The organism is Citrobacter sp. wls714 (genome assembly GCF_005281025.1).
Taxonomy (GTDB): Bacteria; Pseudomonadota; Gammaproteobacteria; order Enterobacterales; family Enterobacteriaceae; genus Citrobacter; species Citrobacter werkmanii.
Window position 1 is genome coordinate 120197 of record NZ_SZWZ01000024.1, and the last position, 17864, is coordinate 138060.

At 50.8% G+C, this 17864-nt stretch carries 17 protein-coding genes; 8 read left to right on the forward strand and 9 right to left on the reverse strand.

What is annotated here, in order from left to right; translation table 11 throughout:
• Window positions 1-86: 86 nt before the first annotated feature.
• Complete coding sequence (ivbL, locus tag FDX11_RS02700) at window positions 87-185, reverse strand: ilvB operon leader peptide IvbL (RefSeq protein ID WP_003827118.1); 99 nt, start codon at window positions 183-185, stop codon at window positions 87-89.
• A gap of 522 nt (window positions 186-707) precedes the next feature.
• On the opposite strand from ivbL, the gene tisB reads away from it, so the two are divergent.
• The 3 genes from tisB (at window position 708) to emrD (ending at window position 3132) form a co-directional block, all read left to right on the forward strand.
• A complete protein-coding gene (gene tisB, locus FDX11_RS02710; RefSeq protein WP_003023909.1) occupies window positions 708-797 on the forward strand; it encodes a type I toxin-antitoxin system toxin TisB in 90 nt (29 codons plus the stop codon).
• Window positions 798-920: 123 nt separating this feature from the next.
• The gene (locus FDX11_RS02715; RefSeq protein ID WP_042311473.1) at window positions 921-1754 is read left to right on the forward strand and encodes a DMT family transporter; all 834 of its coding nucleotides are present in this window, start codon (window positions 921-923) and stop codon (window positions 1752-1754) included.
• A 193-nt stretch (window positions 1755-1947) separates the two neighbouring features.
• Entirely contained in the window at window positions 1948-3132 is a 1185-nt protein-coding gene (gene emrD / locus FDX11_RS02720; protein WP_038635685.1) for a multidrug efflux MFS transporter EmrD, read from the forward strand.
• Here the strand turns inward: emrD and FDX11_RS02725 are convergent.
• Both FDX11_RS02725 and dsdC read right to left on the reverse strand, forming a co-directional pair.
• Window positions 3059-4141: a cellulase family glycosylhydrolase gene (locus FDX11_RS02725; protein ID WP_137397460.1), complete on the reverse strand. Its 1083-nt coding sequence runs from the start codon at window positions 4139-4141 to the stop codon at window positions 3059-3061. The genes emrD and FDX11_RS02725 overlap by 74 nt on opposite strands.
• Before the next feature lie 78 nt (window positions 4142-4219).
• On the reverse strand, window positions 4220-5146 hold the full coding sequence (gene dsdC, locus FDX11_RS02730; RefSeq protein WP_137397461.1) for a DNA-binding transcriptional regulator DsdC: 927 nt from the start codon (window positions 5144-5146) through the stop codon (window positions 4220-4222).
• Window positions 5147-5374: 228 nt separating this feature from the next.
• On the opposite strand from dsdC, the gene dsdX reads away from it, so the two are divergent.
• Window positions 5375-6712 carry a D-serine transporter DsdX gene (gene dsdX, locus FDX11_RS02735; protein WP_137397441.1) on the forward strand — a complete coding sequence of 446 codons (1338 nt, stop codon included), beginning with the start codon at window positions 5375-5377 and terminating at the stop codon, window positions 6710-6712.
• Window positions 6713-6729: 17 nt separating this feature from the next.
• Window positions 6730-8052 carry a D-serine ammonia-lyase gene (dsdA, locus tag FDX11_RS02740; protein ID WP_061380866.1) on the forward strand — a complete coding sequence of 441 codons (1323 nt, stop codon included), beginning with the start codon at window positions 6730-6732 and terminating at the stop codon, window positions 8050-8052.
• A gap of 11 nt (window positions 8053-8063) precedes the next feature.
• On the opposite strand, the gene FDX11_RS02745 is transcribed toward dsdA, so the two are convergent.
• From FDX11_RS02745 to FDX11_RS02765, 5 genes are all read right to left on the reverse strand, one after another.
• A complete protein-coding gene (locus FDX11_RS02745; protein WP_170975588.1) occupies window positions 8064-9176 on the reverse strand; it encodes an anaerobic sulfatase maturase in 1113 nt (370 codons plus the stop codon).
• On the reverse strand, window positions 9173-9535 hold the full coding sequence (locus FDX11_RS02750) for a DUF202 domain-containing protein (RefSeq protein WP_042311464.1): 363 nt from the start codon (window positions 9533-9535) through the stop codon (window positions 9173-9175). The genes FDX11_RS02745 and FDX11_RS02750 overlap by 4 nt, the downstream gene beginning before the upstream one ends.
• Window positions 9525-9872 (reverse strand): YidH family protein, encoded by a 348-nt coding sequence (locus tag FDX11_RS02755; protein WP_042311462.1) that lies wholly within the window; start codon window positions 9870-9872, stop codon window positions 9525-9527. Before FDX11_RS02755 ends, FDX11_RS02750 begins: the two co-directional genes overlap by 11 nt.
• Window positions 9873-9970: 98 nt before the next feature.
• The gene (locus FDX11_RS02760; RefSeq protein WP_042311459.1) at window positions 9971-11464 is read right to left on the reverse strand and encodes a sulfatase-like hydrolase/transferase; all 1494 of its coding nucleotides are present in this window, start codon (window positions 11462-11464) and stop codon (window positions 9971-9973) included.
• Window positions 11461-13176 carry a solute:sodium symporter family transporter gene (locus FDX11_RS02765; protein WP_137397443.1) on the reverse strand — a complete coding sequence of 572 codons (1716 nt, stop codon included), beginning with the start codon at window positions 13174-13176 and terminating at the stop codon, window positions 11461-11463. The genes FDX11_RS02760 and FDX11_RS02765 overlap by 4 nt, the downstream gene beginning before the upstream one ends.
• Window positions 13177-13343: 167 nt before the next feature.
• Here FDX11_RS02765 and FDX11_RS02770 point away from each other — a divergent pair, with 167 nt between their 5' ends.
• Window positions 13344-14207 (forward strand): AraC family transcriptional regulator, encoded by an 864-nt coding sequence (locus FDX11_RS02770; protein WP_079225776.1) that lies wholly within the window; start codon window positions 13344-13346, stop codon window positions 14205-14207.
• A 98-nt stretch (window positions 14208-14305) separates the two neighbouring features.
• Here the strand turns inward: FDX11_RS02770 and FDX11_RS02775 are convergent, their stop codons facing one another.
• Window positions 14306-15721 (reverse strand): aryl-sulfate sulfotransferase, encoded by a 1416-nt coding sequence (locus tag FDX11_RS02775; RefSeq protein ID WP_137397444.1) that lies wholly within the window; start codon window positions 15719-15721, stop codon window positions 14306-14308.
• 457 nt (window positions 15722-16178) lie between these two features.
• Here FDX11_RS02775 and FDX11_RS02780 point away from each other — a divergent pair, with 457 nt between their 5' ends.
• Both FDX11_RS02780 and FDX11_RS02785 read left to right on the forward strand, forming a co-directional pair.
• Window positions 16179-17504 carry a PTS sugar transporter subunit IIC gene (locus FDX11_RS02780; RefSeq protein ID WP_137397445.1) on the forward strand — a complete coding sequence of 442 codons (1326 nt, stop codon included), beginning with the start codon at window positions 16179-16181 and terminating at the stop codon, window positions 17502-17504.
• A gap of 27 nt (window positions 17505-17531) precedes the next feature.
• A complete protein-coding gene (locus tag FDX11_RS02785) occupies window positions 17532-17861 on the forward strand; it encodes a PTS sugar transporter subunit IIB (RefSeq protein WP_087052859.1) in 330 nt (109 codons plus the stop codon).
• Window positions 17862-17864: the final 3 nt, after the last annotated feature.

Consider the following 17864-nt stretch of genomic DNA (forward strand, 5'->3'; position numbering starts at 1 on the left):
GCCTTTGCTCCGGGCAGGTCTCTTAAACGAAAAACCCCGCCCGGTTTGCGCCGGCGGGGTTTTGGAATCGTGTGTTGATCCGGACCCTACGGCGCATTGCCGACGACGACCACCACACGCACGACGACCGCTGCGCGAGATGGCGCAGTTTTTAGTAGGGTCGCAGTCAGCATGGAAGGGTTCATTAGGGACCTGTCTGTTTGTTGATTAACTGGATTTATACAAACACAGGTTTTTCAGCGTGACAATGGAAAAATTTTCATCTGCACAAAAATGCGTCAACGATCACATTTCACTATACGGTGTTGAAAAACAAAAAACCCCGCCGGAGCGAGGTTCTTTTCAGCGTTGTGCGGTTGGTAGCCGCCGAGCACACTGTGTTATGTCAACGAGAAAAGTATACGCGCTCCGCGAAGAACACGCAATTTCGGCACGAATTTTGATGATATTGAGTATGGCCTAATGTTGACGTTACGTCCACAAAATACTGTTAATTTATACAGTATTTATCTATAATATTTCTGTACGCAATGTGTTATGCGGGGGCCGCATCGTAAACCGGCGCATCAAAGTCCTGGCTGAAACGGGTGGTGCCGTCAGCGCCTTAACCCCCGTGCGAGCACACTGTGTTATGTCAACAAAGGTGCTGGCAACAGGCAGCGGCGAGGTACGCCAGCACCGTGCTCCTTGTACCAAAAGGAGAGCGTATGAGCCTCGTGGATATCGCTATTCTTATCCTCAAACTCATTGTTGCAGCACTGCAACTACTTGATGCCGTTCTGAAATACGTTAAGTAATTCAGATTCAAGTCGCACCTAAGGGGAGCGGGTAACACTCCGCTCCCCTTTCACCTTTTCCCAGGTGCTTGTCACGCGTCAATATGTTACGTTTTTATGACATTCTCAGGGAAGAATTCCGCCATGACGCTTTCTGTTTTCTGCATTTTGCTGTTCGCCGCGCTGCTGCATGCCAGCTGGAATGCCATTGTTAAGGCTGGAAACGATAAACTGTACTCGGCGATCGGCGTCAGCGGCTCAGCTGCGATTATGGCTTTAATCTGCTTACCCTTTGCGCCTCAACCTTCTGCCGCCAGCCTGCCGTTTTTGGCTGTCTCTACGGCCTTACAAGTGGTGTACACGGTTCTTGTCGCCAAAACCTATCAGGTTTCGGATATGAGTCAGACCTACCCTTTGATGCGCGGCACCGCACCATTGCTGGTTGCGATTATCAGCGTCCTGTTCCTTGGCGATAGTCTCTCTACGCTTGCCTGGGTGGGGATTGCCACCATCTGCCTGGCTATTCTCGGCATGGCATTTAACGGGCGCAGCAGCTCGCAACGCGGGATCGTACTGGCACTCATTAACGCCTGCTTTATTGCCGGTTACACGCTGGTCGACGGCACCGGGGTACGCTTATCTGAAACCGCGCTGGGTTATACGCTGTGGACCTTCTTTCTGAACGGTTCTTGCCTGCTCACCTGGGCGATGATCGCCAGACGCCGGGAAGCGTCACGCTATCTGGTACAGCAGTGGAAGAAAGGCATTCTTGGCGGGATTGGCACAATGGGTTCCTACGGACTGGCGCTGTGGGCCATGACCCAGGCACCGTTGGCGGTGGTCGCTGCGCTGCGTGAAACTTCCATCCTGTTTGGCGCGCTGCTCGCCTGGCTGTTGCTGAAAGAAAAGGTTGCCGGAGTGCGTCTTGTCGCGGCCGCAGGTATTGCCATAGGCGCGGTTTTGCTACGCTTGTCATGATTTGTTGGTCGACCTGATGCAATCCGGCAACATTTGTTGCCGTTTTTTGTTTACATTTCCTGCCGTTCATCGCTTAAACATTCCAGCCTACTATCTGGCCTTCTTTTTCTGTTGTGGTAGATTCCACGCGCATTTACGGGAAAGTGCAGCACCTTATTCTTCTTTTTTCACTTTTTTAAAAGTTATCAGCGAAATGAAAAGGCATAGAAGCGTCAATTTGTTGTTGATGTTGGTATTACTGGTGGCGGTTGGACAGATGGCACAAACCATTTATATCCCCGCGATTGCTGATATGGCGCGTGAACTGAACGTTCGCGAAGGGGCAGTGCAGAGCGTGATGGCCGCCTATCTGCTGACCTACGGCCTGTCACAACTGTTTTACGGCCCACTTTCCGATCGTGTTGGCCGCCGTCCGGTGATCCTCGCCGGGATGTCTATTTTTATGCTGGCCACGCTGGTTGCCATTACCACCCATAGCCTGACGGTACTGATTATCGCTAGCGCGATTCAGGGGATGGGGACGGGCGTCGGTGGTGTGATGGCGCGAACCTTGCCACGAGACCTGTATGAAGGTACACAGCTTCGTCACGCCAACAGTTTGCTGAATATGGGGATCCTCGTCAGTCCGCTGCTGGCACCGCTGATTGGCGGTATGCTGGATACCGTGTGGAACTGGCGCGCTTGCTATATTTTTCTGCTGATTCTGTGCGCGGGCGTCACGTTTAGCATGGCGCGCTGGATGCCGGAAACGCGCCCGGCAGGCGCGCCGCGTCCACGGCTTATCGCCAGTTACAAGACACTGTTTGGCAACAGCTCTTTCACCTGTTACGTGCTAATGCTGATCGGCGGTCTGGCGGGCGTTGCGGTCTTCGAAGCCTGCTCTGGGGTATTATTGGGCGCAAGGCTGGGTTTAAGCAGCATGGTGGTCAGTATCCTGTTTATTCTGCCTATTCCGGCGGCGTTTTTCGGTGCCTGGTTCGCCGGTCGCCCGAACAAGCGTTTCTCAACGCTGATGTGGCAGTCGGTTATCTGCTGTCTGGTCGCCGGTTTGATGATGTGGATCCCTGGCCTGTTCGACGTGATGAACGTCTGGACGCTGCTGGTTCCCGCCGCGCTGTTTTTCTTCGGCGCCGGGATGTTGTTTCCGCTGGCAACCAGCGGCGCAATGGAGCCTTTCCCGTTCCTGGCGGGCACTGCCGGCGCGCTGGTCGGAGGATTACAAAACATTGGTTCCGGCGTGCTGGCATGGTTCTCTGCGATGCTGCCGCAGACCGGACAAGCCAGTCTGGGCCTGTTGATGACCCTTATGGGGCTGCTGATTTTTGTGTGCTGGCTTCCGCTGGCGTCACGCGTGTCGCATCAGGGGCAGGCGGTTTAAGCGCATGATGGCCCGGTTTATCGCCGGGCTTGTCACATTCAGGCGCAATCATCGTCGTCAGCAACGGCTCCAGTGCCGGACGCCAGGCTCCCTCCTCGCCATCATAGAACTGCGTATCCGCATTGATAGCATAGGGAATCTTCGCTTTCTTCAGCTCACACGCCATAAAACGGGCGAAGGCCATTTGCGCAGCAGATGGCCCATTTTTAATGGTTTCTCCTGGCGACCAGCCGCCTACCCAACTCACGTGACCGGTTTTCTGCTGCCAGCGAATGGCGGTATTGATACGGGCGCGAATAGCCGTCTTTTCAGCCGCAGTCCCGGACGTCCATGGGTATTTGCCGTTATTTTTCAGCGGCCCCCACGGGAAGATGTGCCATTCGGCCAGCACGGTATTCTGGCTTTGCGGCGGTAACTTCAGGTTCGGCAGCTCTTCCGGCGCGGCACGCAGTCGCGGCGCGATGAAGATCATCCGTTGCGGGTCAATAGTGTGGATGGTGCGAATCGTTTTGTCATACACCCGGTTGAGCGATGCCTGATTATGGTTGAGCTTATCCGCAGGTTCATAAATCAGGTCAAAACCCAGTAGCGGCGAACGTTGACCAAAGTAATGCGCCACCGCCACCCACCAGTTAACCACCTCTTTTTCATTACCGGCGCTGGGGTCTTGTTTATATTCATCCGCCTGGTAAGCAATAATCGGGATTACGCCATACTGCTCGCAGGCTTCGACCAGCTTGCGCAGATGAATTAGTCTGGCTTCTGTCGGTTCTCCCGCCACGCGGATACGCACATGAGAAATGCCTTTCGCCCTGAAATCCCGCACCACCAGCGGATCGAACTCACGGATGCCGCGCTCGGTTCGCGCCCAATCTACGTCCATCCCGACCCCAAGCTGCTGCGCATACGACGCCGCCGTCAGCGCTGGTGGTACTGCACACACGGTGGCGCTGGCGAAGAGTAACAGGGAAACAATCGACTTTAACACGCTCGTCCTTACGCAAATCATCAGGAGTGATATCACGTATTTAGCATGCTTTTTCACTTTCCGTGTAGAGAGAAAGCGTAAAAAATATGCATGACCCGCTTATTTAACCTGCTCCTGTAGCCAGCCAATAAATGCCTCGATTTTCGGCCACTGCCTGCCGGGCAGCGTGGTGATGTAGTAATGCTGATGGCATTTCAGCGCCATATCGCCAAAAGGCGCGACCAGCTCTCCGCTATCGAGGCGTTTTTGCACCAGCCTTTTACGGCCCATCGCTACGCCGATGTGATTCATTGCCGCAATCACCGCTAAATCAGAACGATCGAAACCAATGCCCGACGATGTCGGCAAATTTACCGCAAAATGCTGCGCCCAGCTGTGCCATTCATCGGTCCCGGAATCGTTGCTCCATGCCTGTCTGTCATGCAGCAACGTACAGTGCGGCAAATTCAGCAGTGATCCCATCAGGTCATGGCGACGAGCGTATTCCGGGCTGCATACCGGCAAAATCTCTTCGTCCATCAGGAAATGATGCGTGAGCTGCGCGGACGGCGCATCATCAAAATAGAGCGCCAGATCGACCCCGGCACGCTGTAAATTGACGTTGTCGTTCCCGGTCAGGATGGTCAGTGAAATGGAGGGGTAGCGGCGGGTAAAGTCGCCGAGCGCCGGAACCAGCCAGCACTGGGCGATAGAGGGCCGCGAGTAGACGGTGAGCGTCCCCGAGAGCTCCTGATTCTTGATATCAAGAATTTCCTGGTTGAGCGTGTCCAGCGACGATTTCAGCGCCCAGAACACCCGTTTACCCTCGTGGGTCAGTTCCACTTTGCGGTGAGAACGGACAAACAGCTGAATACCCAGTTCATCTTCCAACTGATTAATGCGGTGGCTGACGGCGCTGGGGCTTAATGACAGCTCGTCTGCCGCCAAAGCAAATGACTGATGGCGAGCCGCCACTTCAAAGGTATACAGCTTTGACAGCTGCCAGCCGTTGAGCAGTCGGTTTCTGACTTCGCGTAGGGGATCCATATTCATCTCTGTCATCCTGAATTATGGGTCGAAGTGTAAAAAAAACCGCTGTAAAAATCAGCACAAAGGTGAATCAGAGTGAACCATATCGCATTAATGACGCGTAATTAGACGTAAATCACTTAATTGATGCAATTTAGCTCATGTGAAAGAGGATTTATATCGTTTGTCAGACCCTGCCTTATTTTTGTCCAATAACCCCAGGTTAATCACAGGGCAAGGTGAGCTATGCACTCTCAAATCTGGGTTGTGAGCACGCTGCTGATAAGCATCGTGTTAATCGTTTTGACCATCGTGAAGTTCAAATTCCACCCGTTTCTGGCGCTGCTGCTGGCCAGTTTCTTCGTGGGTACGATGATGGGTATGGGGCCGCTGGATATGGTCAATGCCATTGAGAGCGGCATCGGCGGTACGCTGGGCTTCCTCGCCGCGGTTATCGGCCTTGGGACCATTCTGGGCAAAATGATGGAAGTGTCCGGCGCGGCCGAACGCATCGGCCTGACGCTACAGCGCTGTCGCTGGCTTTCCGCCGACGTCATTATGGTGCTGGTCGGGCTGATTTGCGGGATCACGCTGTTTGTGGAAGTCGGCGTGGTGCTGTTGATTCCACTGGCTTTTTCAATTGCCAAAAAGACCAATACTTCACTGCTGAAGCTGGCGATTCCGCTGTGTACGGCGCTGATGGCGGTGCACTGCGTCGTGCCGCCGCATCCGGCAGCGCTGTTCGTGGCTAACAAGTTGGGGGCGGATCTTGGCACCGTGATTGTCTACGGTTTACTGGTAGGATTAATGGCCTCACTGATCGGCGGGCCGCTGTACCTGAAATTCCTCGGCAACCGTCTGCCGTTTAAGCCGGTACCGGCTGAGTTTTCCGACCTGAAAGTGCGCGATGAAAGTACGCTGCCGTCGCTGGGCGCGACGCTGTTTACCGTTCTGCTGCCGATTGGCCTGATGCTGGTGAAAACCGTCGCGGAGCTGAACATGGCGAAAGGCAGTACGGTCTATACGCTACTGGAGTTTATTGGTAACCCGATCACCGCGATGTTTATTGCCGTCTTCGTGGCCTACTACATTCTCGGTCTGCGTCAGCATATCAGTATGGGGGCGCTACTGACCCACACCGAAAACGGTTTTGGCTCCATTGCTAACATTCTGCTGATTATCGGCGCAGGCGGCGCGTTCAACGCTATCCTCAAGAGCAGCGGGCTGGCGGATACCCTTGCGCTGCTCCTTTCAAACATGCATATGCACCCAATTCTGCTGGCGTGGCTGGTGGCGTTAATTCTGCATGCTGCAGTGGGTTCCGCCACGGTCGCGATGATGGGCGCCACGGCAATCGTAGCGCCGATGTTGCCGCTCTACCCTGACGTTAGCCCGGAGATCATCGCCATTGCGATTGGTTCCGGCGCCATTGGCTGCACGATCGTCACAGATTCCCTCTTCTGGCTGGTCAAGCAATACTGCGGCGCTACCCTGAATGAGACGTTTAAATACTATACGACCGCGACATTTATCGCGTCCGTTATTGCACTGGCTTGCACATTCCTGCTTTCCTTTATTATCTAAGCGCGAAGAGACTGACTATGGAAAACATTCAAACACTTATCGCCCAGTATCCTTTAGTGGAAGATCTGGTGGCTCTCAAAGAGACGGCCTGGTTTAACCCTGGCACCACCTCTCTTGCGGAAGGTTTACCCTATGTTGGCCTGACCGAACACGATGTTCAGGATGCCCATGCCCGGCTGACGCGCTTCGCGCCGTACCTGGCGCAGGCATTCCCGGAAACCGCAGCCACCGGCGGCATTATCGAATCCGAGCTGGCCGCAATCCCGGCGATGCAAAAACGACTGGAAAAAGCGTTCGGACAGCACATCTGCGGCGAACTGTTGCTGAAGAAAGACAGCCACCTGCCGATTTCCGGCTCAATTAAAGCGCGTGGCGGCATTTATGAAGTCCTGACCCACGCGGAAAAACTGGCGCTGGAAGCCGGAATGCTGACGACAGAAGATGATTACAGCATTCTGCTTTCACCTGAATTTAAACAGTTTTTCAGCCAGTACAGCATCGCGGTAGGTTCCACCGGCAACCTCGGGATGTCTATCGGCATCATGAGCGCCCGCATCGGCTTTAAGGTGACGGTGCATATGTCTGCCGACGCGCGCGCATGGAAAAAAGCCAAACTGCGCAGCCACGGCGTGACGGTCGTCGAGTATGAAGAGGATTACGGCGTGGCGGTTGAACAGGGCCGCAAAGCGGCAGAGTCCGATCCGAACTGCTTCTTTATCGATGATGAAAACTCCCGCACGCTGTTTTTAGGCTATGCGGTCGCCGGCCAGCGTCTGAAGGCGCAGTTTGCCCAGCAGGGGCGCGTAGTCGATGCTGACCATCCGCTGTTTGTTTACCTGCCGTGCGGCGTCGGCGGCGGTCCTGGCGGCGTGGCGTTTGGCCTGAAGCTGGCTTTCGGCGATAACGTACACTGCTTCTTCGCCGAGCCAACCCATTCCCCCTGCATGCTGCTGGGGATTTATACCGGGCTGCACGATACCATTTCCGTGCAGGACATCGGCATCGATAATCTGACGGCGGCGGATGGGCTGGCGGTGGGCCGCGCGTCCGGCTTTGTTGGCCGGGCGATGGAGCGTCTGCTCGACGGTCTGTACACCCTGGACGATCAGACGATGTACGACATGTTGGGCTGGCTGGCGCAGGAGGAAGGAATTCGCCTTGAGCCTTCGGCGCTGGCGGGGATGGCTGGTCCACAACACGTTTGCGCCTCAGTTGACTATCAACAGATGCACGGCTTCAGCGCAGAGCAGCTCAATAACGCCACTCATCTGGTGTGGGCGACCGGCGGCGGCATGGTACCAGAAGCCGAAATGGCGCAGTATCTGGCCAAAGGGCGCTAACGCCGCTGAGCTTAACGCAGCATCGCCATCAGTTCCATCGGTGAGCGATGCTGCTTAAGCAGATCGCGCATCACGCGCATATGCGGGGCGGTATGGTTGAAGAAAGCGCTGTACCCGCTGCAAATCGCACTCTTTCCACGGCTGTCGCGATGCTTTGGACAATCGCCATGGCAAAAGCGTAACAGCGAACACGCCTGGCATTCCGCACTCAGCGTGGTCTTCTTGGACTGACCAAACTCCACTGCCCGCGGGCTGGCGTTGAACTCACTCAGCGACGTGTGATGAATATTTCCCAGACGAAAATCAGGGTAGACATAGTGATCGCATTGATACAGATCGCCATTCGCCTCCAGGGCAAACGCATGTCCGCAGGTTGAGCTAAGCGAACACATCTGCGACGGATGCCCGCACCATACGCCCAGAGTTGAATCAAATAACTGGACGAATACGCGACCAATATCTTCTCTGACCCAGATATCAAAGATGGAATTCAGGAAAGTGCCCCAAGCCTGCGGCGGGACGGATTCGGCGGTAAGCTCGCCTTTTTCATCATATTCAACCAGCGGAATGAACTGCAAAAACGGCGTGCCAAGCTGGCGAAGGTAGCGATACATCTGCCCGGGCCGCTGACTGTTCAGAGAATTAACCACCACCAGCAGATTGAACTCCACCTGATGCTCACGCAGCCTGGCAATGGCGTCCACCACCTTATGGTGAGTCGGCTTTCCACTGCGGTTAACGCGATACGCATCGTGCAACTCGGCAGGGCCATCCAGGGAAATCCCAACCAGCCAGCCGTTTTCACGTAAAAACTGACACCATTCGTCGCTGAGCAAAATCCCGTTGGTCTGGAAAGCATTATGGATTTGCTTCCCTTGCCCGTACTGTTTTTGTAAGGTCACTACGCGGCGAAAAAAGTCGATACCACAAAGGGTTGGCTCCCCGCCCTGCCAGGCGAACATCACTTCAGACCCTGGCTGCGCGGCAATGTGCTGGCGAATAAACGTCTCTAAGGTGGCATCATCCATTTCGGGTTGAGTGGGTTTATCAATGTAAAAACAGTAACGACAATCAAGGTTACAACGAGAGCTGGCCGGCTTGGCCATGACCTGACATCCTGTCATGCTAAATTCCCGATAAATGCAATAAGTTGGCGAACATGCGTTACAGCAAACAGTATTGCGAGGGATAACACCGCGAGGGAGATCATAAATTTGTCACGCACCGCGCGAGATTCAGAAAAATCACTATGCGTAACGTCCATCAGGGTACGACTACGGGTATAGCGCCAAAGTACGATAGCCGCCATCGCCAGCACCACAATTGAAACCCAAAACAGAAAACCCGCCTGATGCCAGTTATGCTTCAGCGCCAGCGCCATTAGCGCGCCATAGCCCAGCAGCGTACGAAACCAGGCCAGCGATGTTCGCTCCGGTTGTAACCCCGGATCGGCGATACGTCGCGACTTACGGCTATCCGGCATACAGTACCAGTCCCATGACAATCACCGCGACGATCATCAAAATCAGGCTGATGATTAACAGACTATGGGTATACGGCAAATCCTCTTTCAGACGCATTGCCCTCTCATTACGCAGCCAGCGCAGGTAACCATAAATCGCCAGGCCACCGGCAAACAGACACAGTAACAGCGCCAAAAGCTCACGAATGACCGGAGTGGCAAAATCCGGAGCCAGCTGGTCGAGCCCCACGCCCGCCGCCAAAAATCCCAACGCGGTGCGGATCCATGCCAGAAAGGTACGCTCATTTGCCAGCGAGAAGCGATAATCCGGGGCTTCTCCAAGGCGGGAAATCTTCATCTAAACTCCTCTGGCTGTCATTGCCGGATGGCGGCTAGCGCCTTATCCGGCCTACAAGTAAGTGCAAATGTGGGTATTTGCATCAGGTGGCATTGTAGTCAGAACTTCTGCTTTTTCTCCTCCACTTTTACGCCCTGGGTTGGTAAACCGGTGTCGTAATCGCGAACCACCGGCGAATAACCGTCTTGCGGGCGTGGGCGGAAAGCGCCCATCCAGCGTGGTACGGCATCTGAACGCCACGGACGCAAACTCCATTGGTAGGTACGGAACGGGTCGCGGATTTTATCCATATAGTCCAGCAGAGCGTCGTGCATCTTGGAGCGAACGTCGGCTAATTGTGGCGAATCTATCAGGTTATGTAGCTCATCGGGATCGTTTCGTCTGTCGTAAAGCTCATCGCTGGTAAACAGGTTCAGCACCAGCTTCCAGTCGTCTGTCACCCAGCAGCGTACCGGAATAAATCCGCCAAAACTGTCATGTTCAATCTCATAACGGTTGAACTCCACCATCACGCCGCGTGGCTTTTCAATGTTAAGGACGTTTTCACCCGGCAGGATTTGTGGCTTCTCAATGCCCGCCAGCGCCATCATCGTCGGCAGCAGATCGATATGACTGACCGGCGTGTCTACCTGCATAGGTTCTCCCTGCGGCGGGCGCATAATCAGCGGAATTCGCGTGATGTCGTCATACATCGCCGCCCCCTTACTGATGAGCTTATGCGCCCCCATCATCTCACCGTGATCGGAGGTATAAATAACCCAGGTATTCTCCCGCTGTTCTGGCGTTAAGGCATCAATCACCCGGCCAATCTGATCATCAACAAAGTCGTTACAGGCAAAATAGAGTGGATGGTGATAACGTCCGTCTTCACCCACTGGAGATGGCATCGCCTGCGACCACAGGCGATGATGCTCAGGCTTATCGCACAGAGTATCCTGCGCTTTCGCGCCCAGATCGTAGTAAAAGTCCTGATATTTTTGCAGATAATCCACCGGACAGGTAAACGGGTGATGCGGCTCATCGTAGGAAACCACCATCAGGAAGGGTTCGTCATCACGAGCAGGCTGGTGGAGGAAATCAACCGCCCGGTTGCTGATACGATGCGCCCAGGTGAAGGTTTCATCGATATTGTTGGCCAGCAAATCCTCCACGCTGTTCAGGCCATTACGCCACAAACCAATCTCTTTTTCCGTCAGTTCTGCAAGGTAATTGGCACCGTCATACCAGTAGTCGGCATCCCACTCGGGGGGACACTCGCCGGTACCAAAGTAATCATGCCCGTCGAGATGCCACTTGCCGATGTAGCAGGTGTGATAGCCCGCATCCTTGAAGTAGCGCCCCATGGTGGAAATATTTTTCCCCGGTGCGACGTTATTGGTCCACGGACCGGACTGGTTGGCATAAATACCGGTAAACAGCCCCGCGCGGGCCGGGGTGCACACCGGTGAGCAGGTATAAGCGGAATTAAAGCGAATACCTTCTGCCGCCAGGCTATCGATATTATTGGTATTCAGCGGCTTACCACTGTAGCAGCCGACCATATTGGTGGCCTGAGTATCGGTCATGATGAACAGAAAATTAGGGCGGTTCATGCTTTATCCTTAGTGTCAGAGACTCTGTGTGCCGTAGAGATACGTCGCGACTGCCAACTGCTGAAAATCAGGTATATCACTACTGCTGCCGTGATGGCGTAGCTGAAGATTGTCAGCCAACGAGAGTTGTAGCCACCAAACTGCGCCAGACCTGAATAGACGCCAATCATCGCAAACAGGACGCCAACAGAGGCGATCTTCGCGTTTTTCCACGGCTTCATATCTACCGCGAAAGCATTATGGAATTTAAACGGCGTGGCACGCGGCTTGATAACACCGATAACCAACATGACCACCACGTTAATGCAGAAGGTACAGGCCAAAACGTAAAGGAAGTGAAAGTCAAACTTAACCAGATAGTTAATGGTGATGTAGCTGACGATACCCAGCCCCATCGCGACCTTCGCCGCCAATGCCGGGATGCGGGGGAAAAAGAAGCCCATAATAACGATGGTCACCAACGGTACGTTGTAAATGCCATTGAGTTGTTTCATCCAGCTGTATAGCCCCTGTGGCGCATACGCAATCCACGGCGCAACCAGCACAGAAATAACCGCGACGATAAAACCAAAACGACGCCCCACGCTGACCAGTTTATCGGGGCTGGCCTGCTCGTTAATCAGACGACGATAAATACCGAGGCTGAATAGTGTCGAGGCGCTGTTGAGAAAACCGCAAAACGCGCTGATGATCGCGCCGAACAATACGGCGCTGAAAAAGCCAATCAGCGGCAATGGCATGACTTTGTTTACCAGCGCCGGGTAAGCCATATCCGCTTTTGGGAGATCCTGGAAAAGGTGAAAGGCGATAACGCCAGGCAATACCAGAATCAGCGGATCCAGCATCTTCAACACCGCCGTCAATAAGGCCCCTTTCTGTCCCTCCGATAAACTTTTGGACGCCAGCGTACGTTGAACAATTCCCTGGTTCGTACACCAGTAGAAGGTATTCACCAGAATAAGCCCGGTCAGCGCCGCGCCGATCGGTACCGGGTCGTTGCTCCCGCCAATCGAATTCAACATCTGGCTGTGATCCTGCGTTAAGCGCGTAATTCCTTCGCTCAGGCTGCCTTTACCCATTGCTATCAGGCCAAATAGTGGCACCATCAGACCGCCAATAACCAAACCGATTCCGTTGATCACATCAGCAATAGCAATGGCACGCATCCCACCGACCACGGCGTACAAAATACCACTAATCCCCAATACCACCGCCATCAACCAAATTGCCGTATGCTGGGAAATACCAAAGGTTTCAGTAACATGAAACATACTGTTAAAGGCAAGTGCGCCGGAATACAAAATGATCGGCAGAAAACAAATCCCCGTGGCAATTAAAAAACAGCAGTCGATGATAATGCGGGTCGTTTTGTCATAACGCTCCTCAATAAAGTCCGGAATAGTGGCAATGCCGCGCTGCAGATAGCGCGGCAAAAAAATCAGCGCCAGAAAAATGAGCGGGATCGCTGAGATAACTTCCCATGCCATTACCGACATCCCACTGCGGTAAGCCTGGCCGGTTAACCCTACCAGTTGCTCCGTCGAGAGATTCGTTAGCATCAGCGATGCGGCAATAACCGGCGCTTTTAGCGATCGCCCCGCCAGAAAATATCCTTGTTGCGATCCGGTATCCGCTTTCCGTAACTTCCACCAGGTGATTACCGCCACCAGCAGCGTAAAACCCACAAAGCTTAGAATTTGTAGCGTATTCATCTCATAGCCCTTGTTTTTCATTATGTCCCGGCAGCTGTAGGGAGAATGCGAGGTATTGTGCACCGGGTCAGGCAGTCAGATTTCTTAAAATAAAAACGTCATATCCCTGAACAGATTTTTTCTGTTAAGTTCAGGTTGTGGGCATAATTCTCCGGCGGGTAATTAAAATGAATGGAAAGATGCAAAGTTCGCATGTAAAAAACGAAACTACGTACAATATTCCCCTATTGATTAACGAAAATGTGATCTCAAGCGGAATTTCATTGATCTCGCTGTGGCACACCTATGCCGACGAACATTACAGGGTTATTTGGCCACGCGATAAGAAAAAGCCACTGATAGCTAATTCATGGGTTGCTGTCTATACCGTCCAGGGCTGTGGGAAAATCCTGCTAAAAGACGGCGAACACATTACCCTCACCGGGAATTGTATAATCTTTTTAAAACCAACAGATATACAGTCTTATCATTGTGAAGGATTAGTATGGGAACAATACTGGATGGAATTCACGCCAACCAGCGTAATGGATATTCCGTTACGCCAGCAAAGTATTATTTATAATGGTGATATTTATAATCAGGAGCTGGCCGAGGTCTCGCGACTAATTACGTCACAAGACTCAATGAAAAATAATCTGGCCGTCGCTTTTCTCACAAAAATAATTTATCAATGGATTTGTCTTATTTACGCCGAAGGAAAAAAAGACCCACAGCGGATACAAATTGAAAAACTAATTGCCACTCTGCATGCCAGCCTGCAAAGGCGCTGGAGCGTGGCGGATATGGCGGCCACCATCCCCTGTAGCGAAGCCTGGCTACGTCGTCTTTTTTTACGTTACACCGGTAAAACACCAAAGGAATATTATCTCGATGCCCGGCTGGAACTGGCGCTGTCACTGTTAAAGCAGGAAGGGAATACGGTCGGACAGGTGGCAGATATGCTTAACTTTTTTGACTCATTTCATTTCAGCAAAGCGTTTAAACACAAATTTGGCTATGCGCCCTCGGCAGTGCTTAAACATGAGAAGTGAAATGGCAATCCCGGCGTCATTTGTAGATACCAGGTGGACAACTATTTTTGGTACGTCCACCTGAAAGTAGCAGAATAATGTAGGAAAAGATGACAACGTTAGATCAGTAAACGTAATTCTTCATAAGTAAAGATACGACCGCGATAGCCTAATCCCATATCAATATTGTAAATAGAGAGGCCAATATTATTATCAGTATCAAAGACAAAGAAAGATTGCTCTGCGCCAAAATAAACATTGTAATAGTCGTTGCCTACATCAAATACCGACGATGTAAGTTCACTGCGTTGACCAGGAAAGCTAAACTGATCCAATCTCTCCACTGTTGATGCGGTTAAATCGATAGCCAAAATTGTAGGCAGGGAATCAAGCTCAGCTGAACTATAAGCGACAGGATCAGATTCAATGATACGCACTAACTCATTCCCACTCTCATCCGCGCAGGAATTATTGTTAAACAGAGAAAGGACGAACTTATTGTCACCCCGCCAGGCCTGGTACTTGCTATTTTGAGTAATAAAGACCGCATGTTCCCCATTGGGATAATGAAAATCGTCGGTATTCACCACACTCAAATTGATTGGGCTAGCCAGCACCGGGAAATCCGGATTATCAATAATCCACTCAACATCGCCGGAGTCAACATTCAGGCCAATAATTGTACAACTCGAACGTGAGTTGACTATTAACTGGTTAGTTTCTTTTACATACTCAAGGCTATTAAAATGCACATCATTGGTATCAGTATTATCCAGCACCGTGGCACCCAAAAACTCCTGAGAGTAATCACGTTGCCAGAGTAACGTCCCGCTGGCGATGTCATATTTATAAATTATGCACTCCAGTTTTTGCTCATCGCTCCAGTTATCCAGCAACGAACCCAATAGCCAGAGATTACCTTTCCCATCCGTGGTGATGTCGTGATGAAAGCCATAGCCTGCAGGTGCGGTATAGGTTTGTGAAACGTCTCCCGCCAGGTTAAAACGATATAAAGCAGGTGCAAATGCATGCTTATCGGGATCATACGTTTCACTGGCCAACGCTGACCACAACGCATTGTCGATGATCTTTAAATTACCGTACATCCATGGAAAAAGGCCGGTAATACGTAGATCGCCATTAATGTCATAACCGTTCCATGCGCTGGTGACAAACCACCCAAGCCCTAAGGTCTTTTCCGCCATCGCGCTGTCTTCAATATTGATTGTCAGCTCCAGAGGAACATCGCCATAGTCCTGACCCTGTGTTGAGATTGTTACCGAGAAAGTGGTTGTTTCATTATCCGCCGTATAAATATTCAATGTGATCATATTAAGATAATCAGCATACAGGCCCACAACGATAATCTGAGTATTCGTGGTGTATTCATCAGTACTGTAATAAAAATCGGCATTTGATGTTTTACCATGAACAGTATAATCAAATCTTACTTCCTCTATATTTCCCAACTGAATTAATGCGCTAAGTTTATTCTGATTATAAGGATTAATTGTCACTGTATAATTTTCACTCATATTTTATTCCTTTTTATTAAAAATAAAAATGTAATGGTTTTCGAAAGTAAACTACTCCTCATATTAATCATATTATGTGGATGAGCGCACAAAACGATATATTGATATAAACCATTTTATCAAAACGATGAACTATAAATTCAAGGAATACCAAAAAACTTAACATGCGAAATTAAAATATAAACAAAACAAATAAATTACAGTGTGTTTATTTAAAAACAACCTCAAATCAACAGCACCCATGTATAAACTCCACTGATATACCGGAATTATAAAAGATGTTTTTTTTGCAAATTAAATCACAAAAAATCACAACCAATCTTTTATTGAGCAATTTTGATTATTAAGGTGGCTTTGTTTTCATAAAAATCTGTCGCAGAAATAAATAGTCGTCCGTTATTGAATGAGCACCAACAACTTTGATCTGGAAGCGAATATCACGGAGGTTGACTGAGTCATGTTTTCTGAATTTATCGATGTAATACAATCTTTCTTAACAGAGCCCGCTATCTTAATTGGTTTGCTAGTGGGTTTAGGTTATGCCCTTGATAAAAAGCCGCTAATTAAAATTATTACGGGTATGGTTAGCGCGATGGTCGGGTTGATGATGGTGTTATTCGGCGGATTCCAATTTTCTGCCACCTTTAAACCTGTCGCAGATGCCGTCAGTAAGTCCTACGGTATTCATGGTTATTTGATGGATTCGTATGCCATGAAAGCGGCTACCCAAATTGCCCTCGGAGATAACTTTGGCTACGTCGGTTACGTCTTCGTACTGGCATTTTTTACCAACCTTTTATTAGTGCTTTTTGGTCGCTATACACGAGTAAAAGGGATTTTCTTAACCGGTAACACAGGGGTTTCCCACTCGCAGGCCGTACTCTGGTTGATCGTCTTCTGGTTGGGCTTTGGTTGGGTACAGTCAATCATCATTGCCGGTGTTTTAACGGGTTTTTTCTGGGCTTTTGCCACAACGTTAATTGCTAAACCCGTTGCTAAAATCACCAATAATGCCGGTTTTACTATCGCTCATAATCAGATGCTCGGGATCTGGTTTTTTTCAAAATTCGCCCACTTGTTTGGCGATGCTGAAAAGCAGGATGCCGAAAACATGAAGCTCCCCGGCTGGCTGGCGATTTTTAACCATAACGTCACCGCTATTGCCATTGTGATGACGCTGTTCGTCGGCGGTTTTTTACTGTCGACCGGCATTGAAAATGTTCAATTGATGGCAAAAGGCAAACCCTGGTATATCTATGTTATCAACCTCGGACTGCAGTTCTCCATGTATATGGTCATTCTCCTGCAGGGCGTGAGAATGATGGTTGGGGAAATAAATGCCTCCTTTAAAGGCTGGCAAGATCGCTTAATCCCCGATGCAATTCCGGCTGTAGATGTTGCCGCACTATTACCTTTTTCACCAAATGCAGCCACTCTTGGATTCATCTTCTGTACCTTCGGCACCATATTTTCGATGGGGATCCTGCTTATTACCAAAAGCCCTATTATGGTATTACCTGGTTTTGTGCCCCTTTTCTTCTCCGGTGGTCCCATTGGCGTTTTAGCCAACCGGATGGGGGGTTATCGCTCCGTTATCATTTGTACATTCCTGCTGGGAATTATTCAAACCTTCGGCACAGTATGGGCAATCCCCTTAACAGGTCTGGCAGCAGAAGGGGTTGGCTGGACCGGCATATTTGACTGGGCAACATTATGGCCGGCCATTTGCGAATTACTGAAACTGATCGCCTCTGTATTCAATCTGGGCCCTTACGCGGGCTAACTAACTTCGCATAAAAAGGATATCGTCATGAAAGACAAAATTAATCTTCTGTTTGTTTGCGGCTATGGTGTCGGTAGTAGCGTAATGTTGCAAACGGTCGTAAAAAAAGCACTGGCTAAATATGATTTTCAGTTTGAATTTGCGATGGAACATACCGCCGCTGGCGAAGTGGGTGGTTTTACTGAATGGGCAGATATCTATGCTATTTCTAAAAAACTGATTGATGTCGTCAGTCTGGATCCGCGTCATGGTCAGTATCTCATTCCTATCGAAAATATCATGGATGGAGAGACTATCGGTAAGCAGATCTACGCGGTGATTGAGGCGCATTTTCCGCACCTGTTATCTCCCCGTTAAGGA

What these genes read in the sequence shown, in the direction of transcription:
- ivbL (WP_003827118.1), bottom strand. Translation starts at nt 185, where the DNA reads ATGAACCCTTCCATGCTGACTGCGACCCTACTAAAAACTGCGCCATCT.
- tisB (WP_003023909.1), top strand. Translation starts at nt 708, where the DNA reads ATGAGCCTCGTGGATATCGCTATTCTTATCCTCAAACTCATTGTTGCA.
- FDX11_RS02715 (WP_042311473.1), top strand. Translation starts at nt 921, where the DNA reads ATGACGCTTTCTGTTTTCTGCATTTTGCTGTTCGCCGCGCTGCTGCAT.
- emrD (WP_038635685.1), top strand. Translation starts at nt 1,948, where the DNA reads ATGAAAAGGCATAGAAGCGTCAATTTGTTGTTGATGTTGGTATTACTG.
- FDX11_RS02725 (WP_137397460.1), bottom strand. Translation starts at nt 4,141, where the DNA reads ATGATTTGCGTAAGGACGAGCGTGTTAAAGTCGATTGTTTCCCTGTTA.
- dsdC (WP_137397461.1), bottom strand. Translation starts at nt 5,146, where the DNA reads ATGGATCCCCTACGCGAAGTCAGAAACCGACTGCTCAACGGCTGGCAG.
- dsdX (WP_137397441.1), top strand. Translation starts at nt 5,375, where the DNA reads ATGCACTCTCAAATCTGGGTTGTGAGCACGCTGCTGATAAGCATCGTG.
- dsdA (WP_061380866.1), top strand. Translation starts at nt 6,730, where the DNA reads ATGGAAAACATTCAAACACTTATCGCCCAGTATCCTTTAGTGGAAGAT.
- FDX11_RS02745 (WP_170975588.1), bottom strand. Translation starts at nt 9,176, where the DNA reads ATGACAGGATGTCAGGTCATGGCCAAGCCGGCCAGCTCTCGTTGTAAC.
- FDX11_RS02750 (WP_042311464.1), bottom strand. Translation starts at nt 9,535, where the DNA reads ATGCCGGATAGCCGTAAGTCGCGACGTATCGCCGATCCGGGGTTACAA.
- FDX11_RS02755 (WP_042311462.1), bottom strand. Translation starts at nt 9,872, where the DNA reads ATGAAGATTTCCCGCCTTGGAGAAGCCCCGGATTATCGCTTCTCGCTG.
- FDX11_RS02760 (WP_042311459.1), bottom strand. Translation starts at nt 11,464, where the DNA reads ATGAACCGCCCTAATTTTCTGTTCATCATGACCGATACTCAGGCCACC.
- FDX11_RS02765 (WP_137397443.1), bottom strand. Translation starts at nt 13,176, where the DNA reads ATGAATACGCTACAAATTCTAAGCTTTGTGGGTTTTACGCTGCTGGTG.
- FDX11_RS02770 (WP_079225776.1), top strand. Translation starts at nt 13,344, where the DNA reads ATGAATGGAAAGATGCAAAGTTCGCATGTAAAAAACGAAACTACGTAC.
- FDX11_RS02775 (WP_137397444.1), bottom strand. Translation starts at nt 15,721, where the DNA reads ATGAGTGAAAATTATACAGTGACAATTAATCCTTATAATCAGAATAAA.
- FDX11_RS02780 (WP_137397445.1), top strand. Translation starts at nt 16,179, where the DNA reads ATGTTTTCTGAATTTATCGATGTAATACAATCTTTCTTAACAGAGCCC.
- FDX11_RS02785 (WP_087052859.1), top strand. Translation starts at nt 17,532, where the DNA reads ATGAAAGACAAAATTAATCTTCTGTTTGTTTGCGGCTATGGTGTCGGT.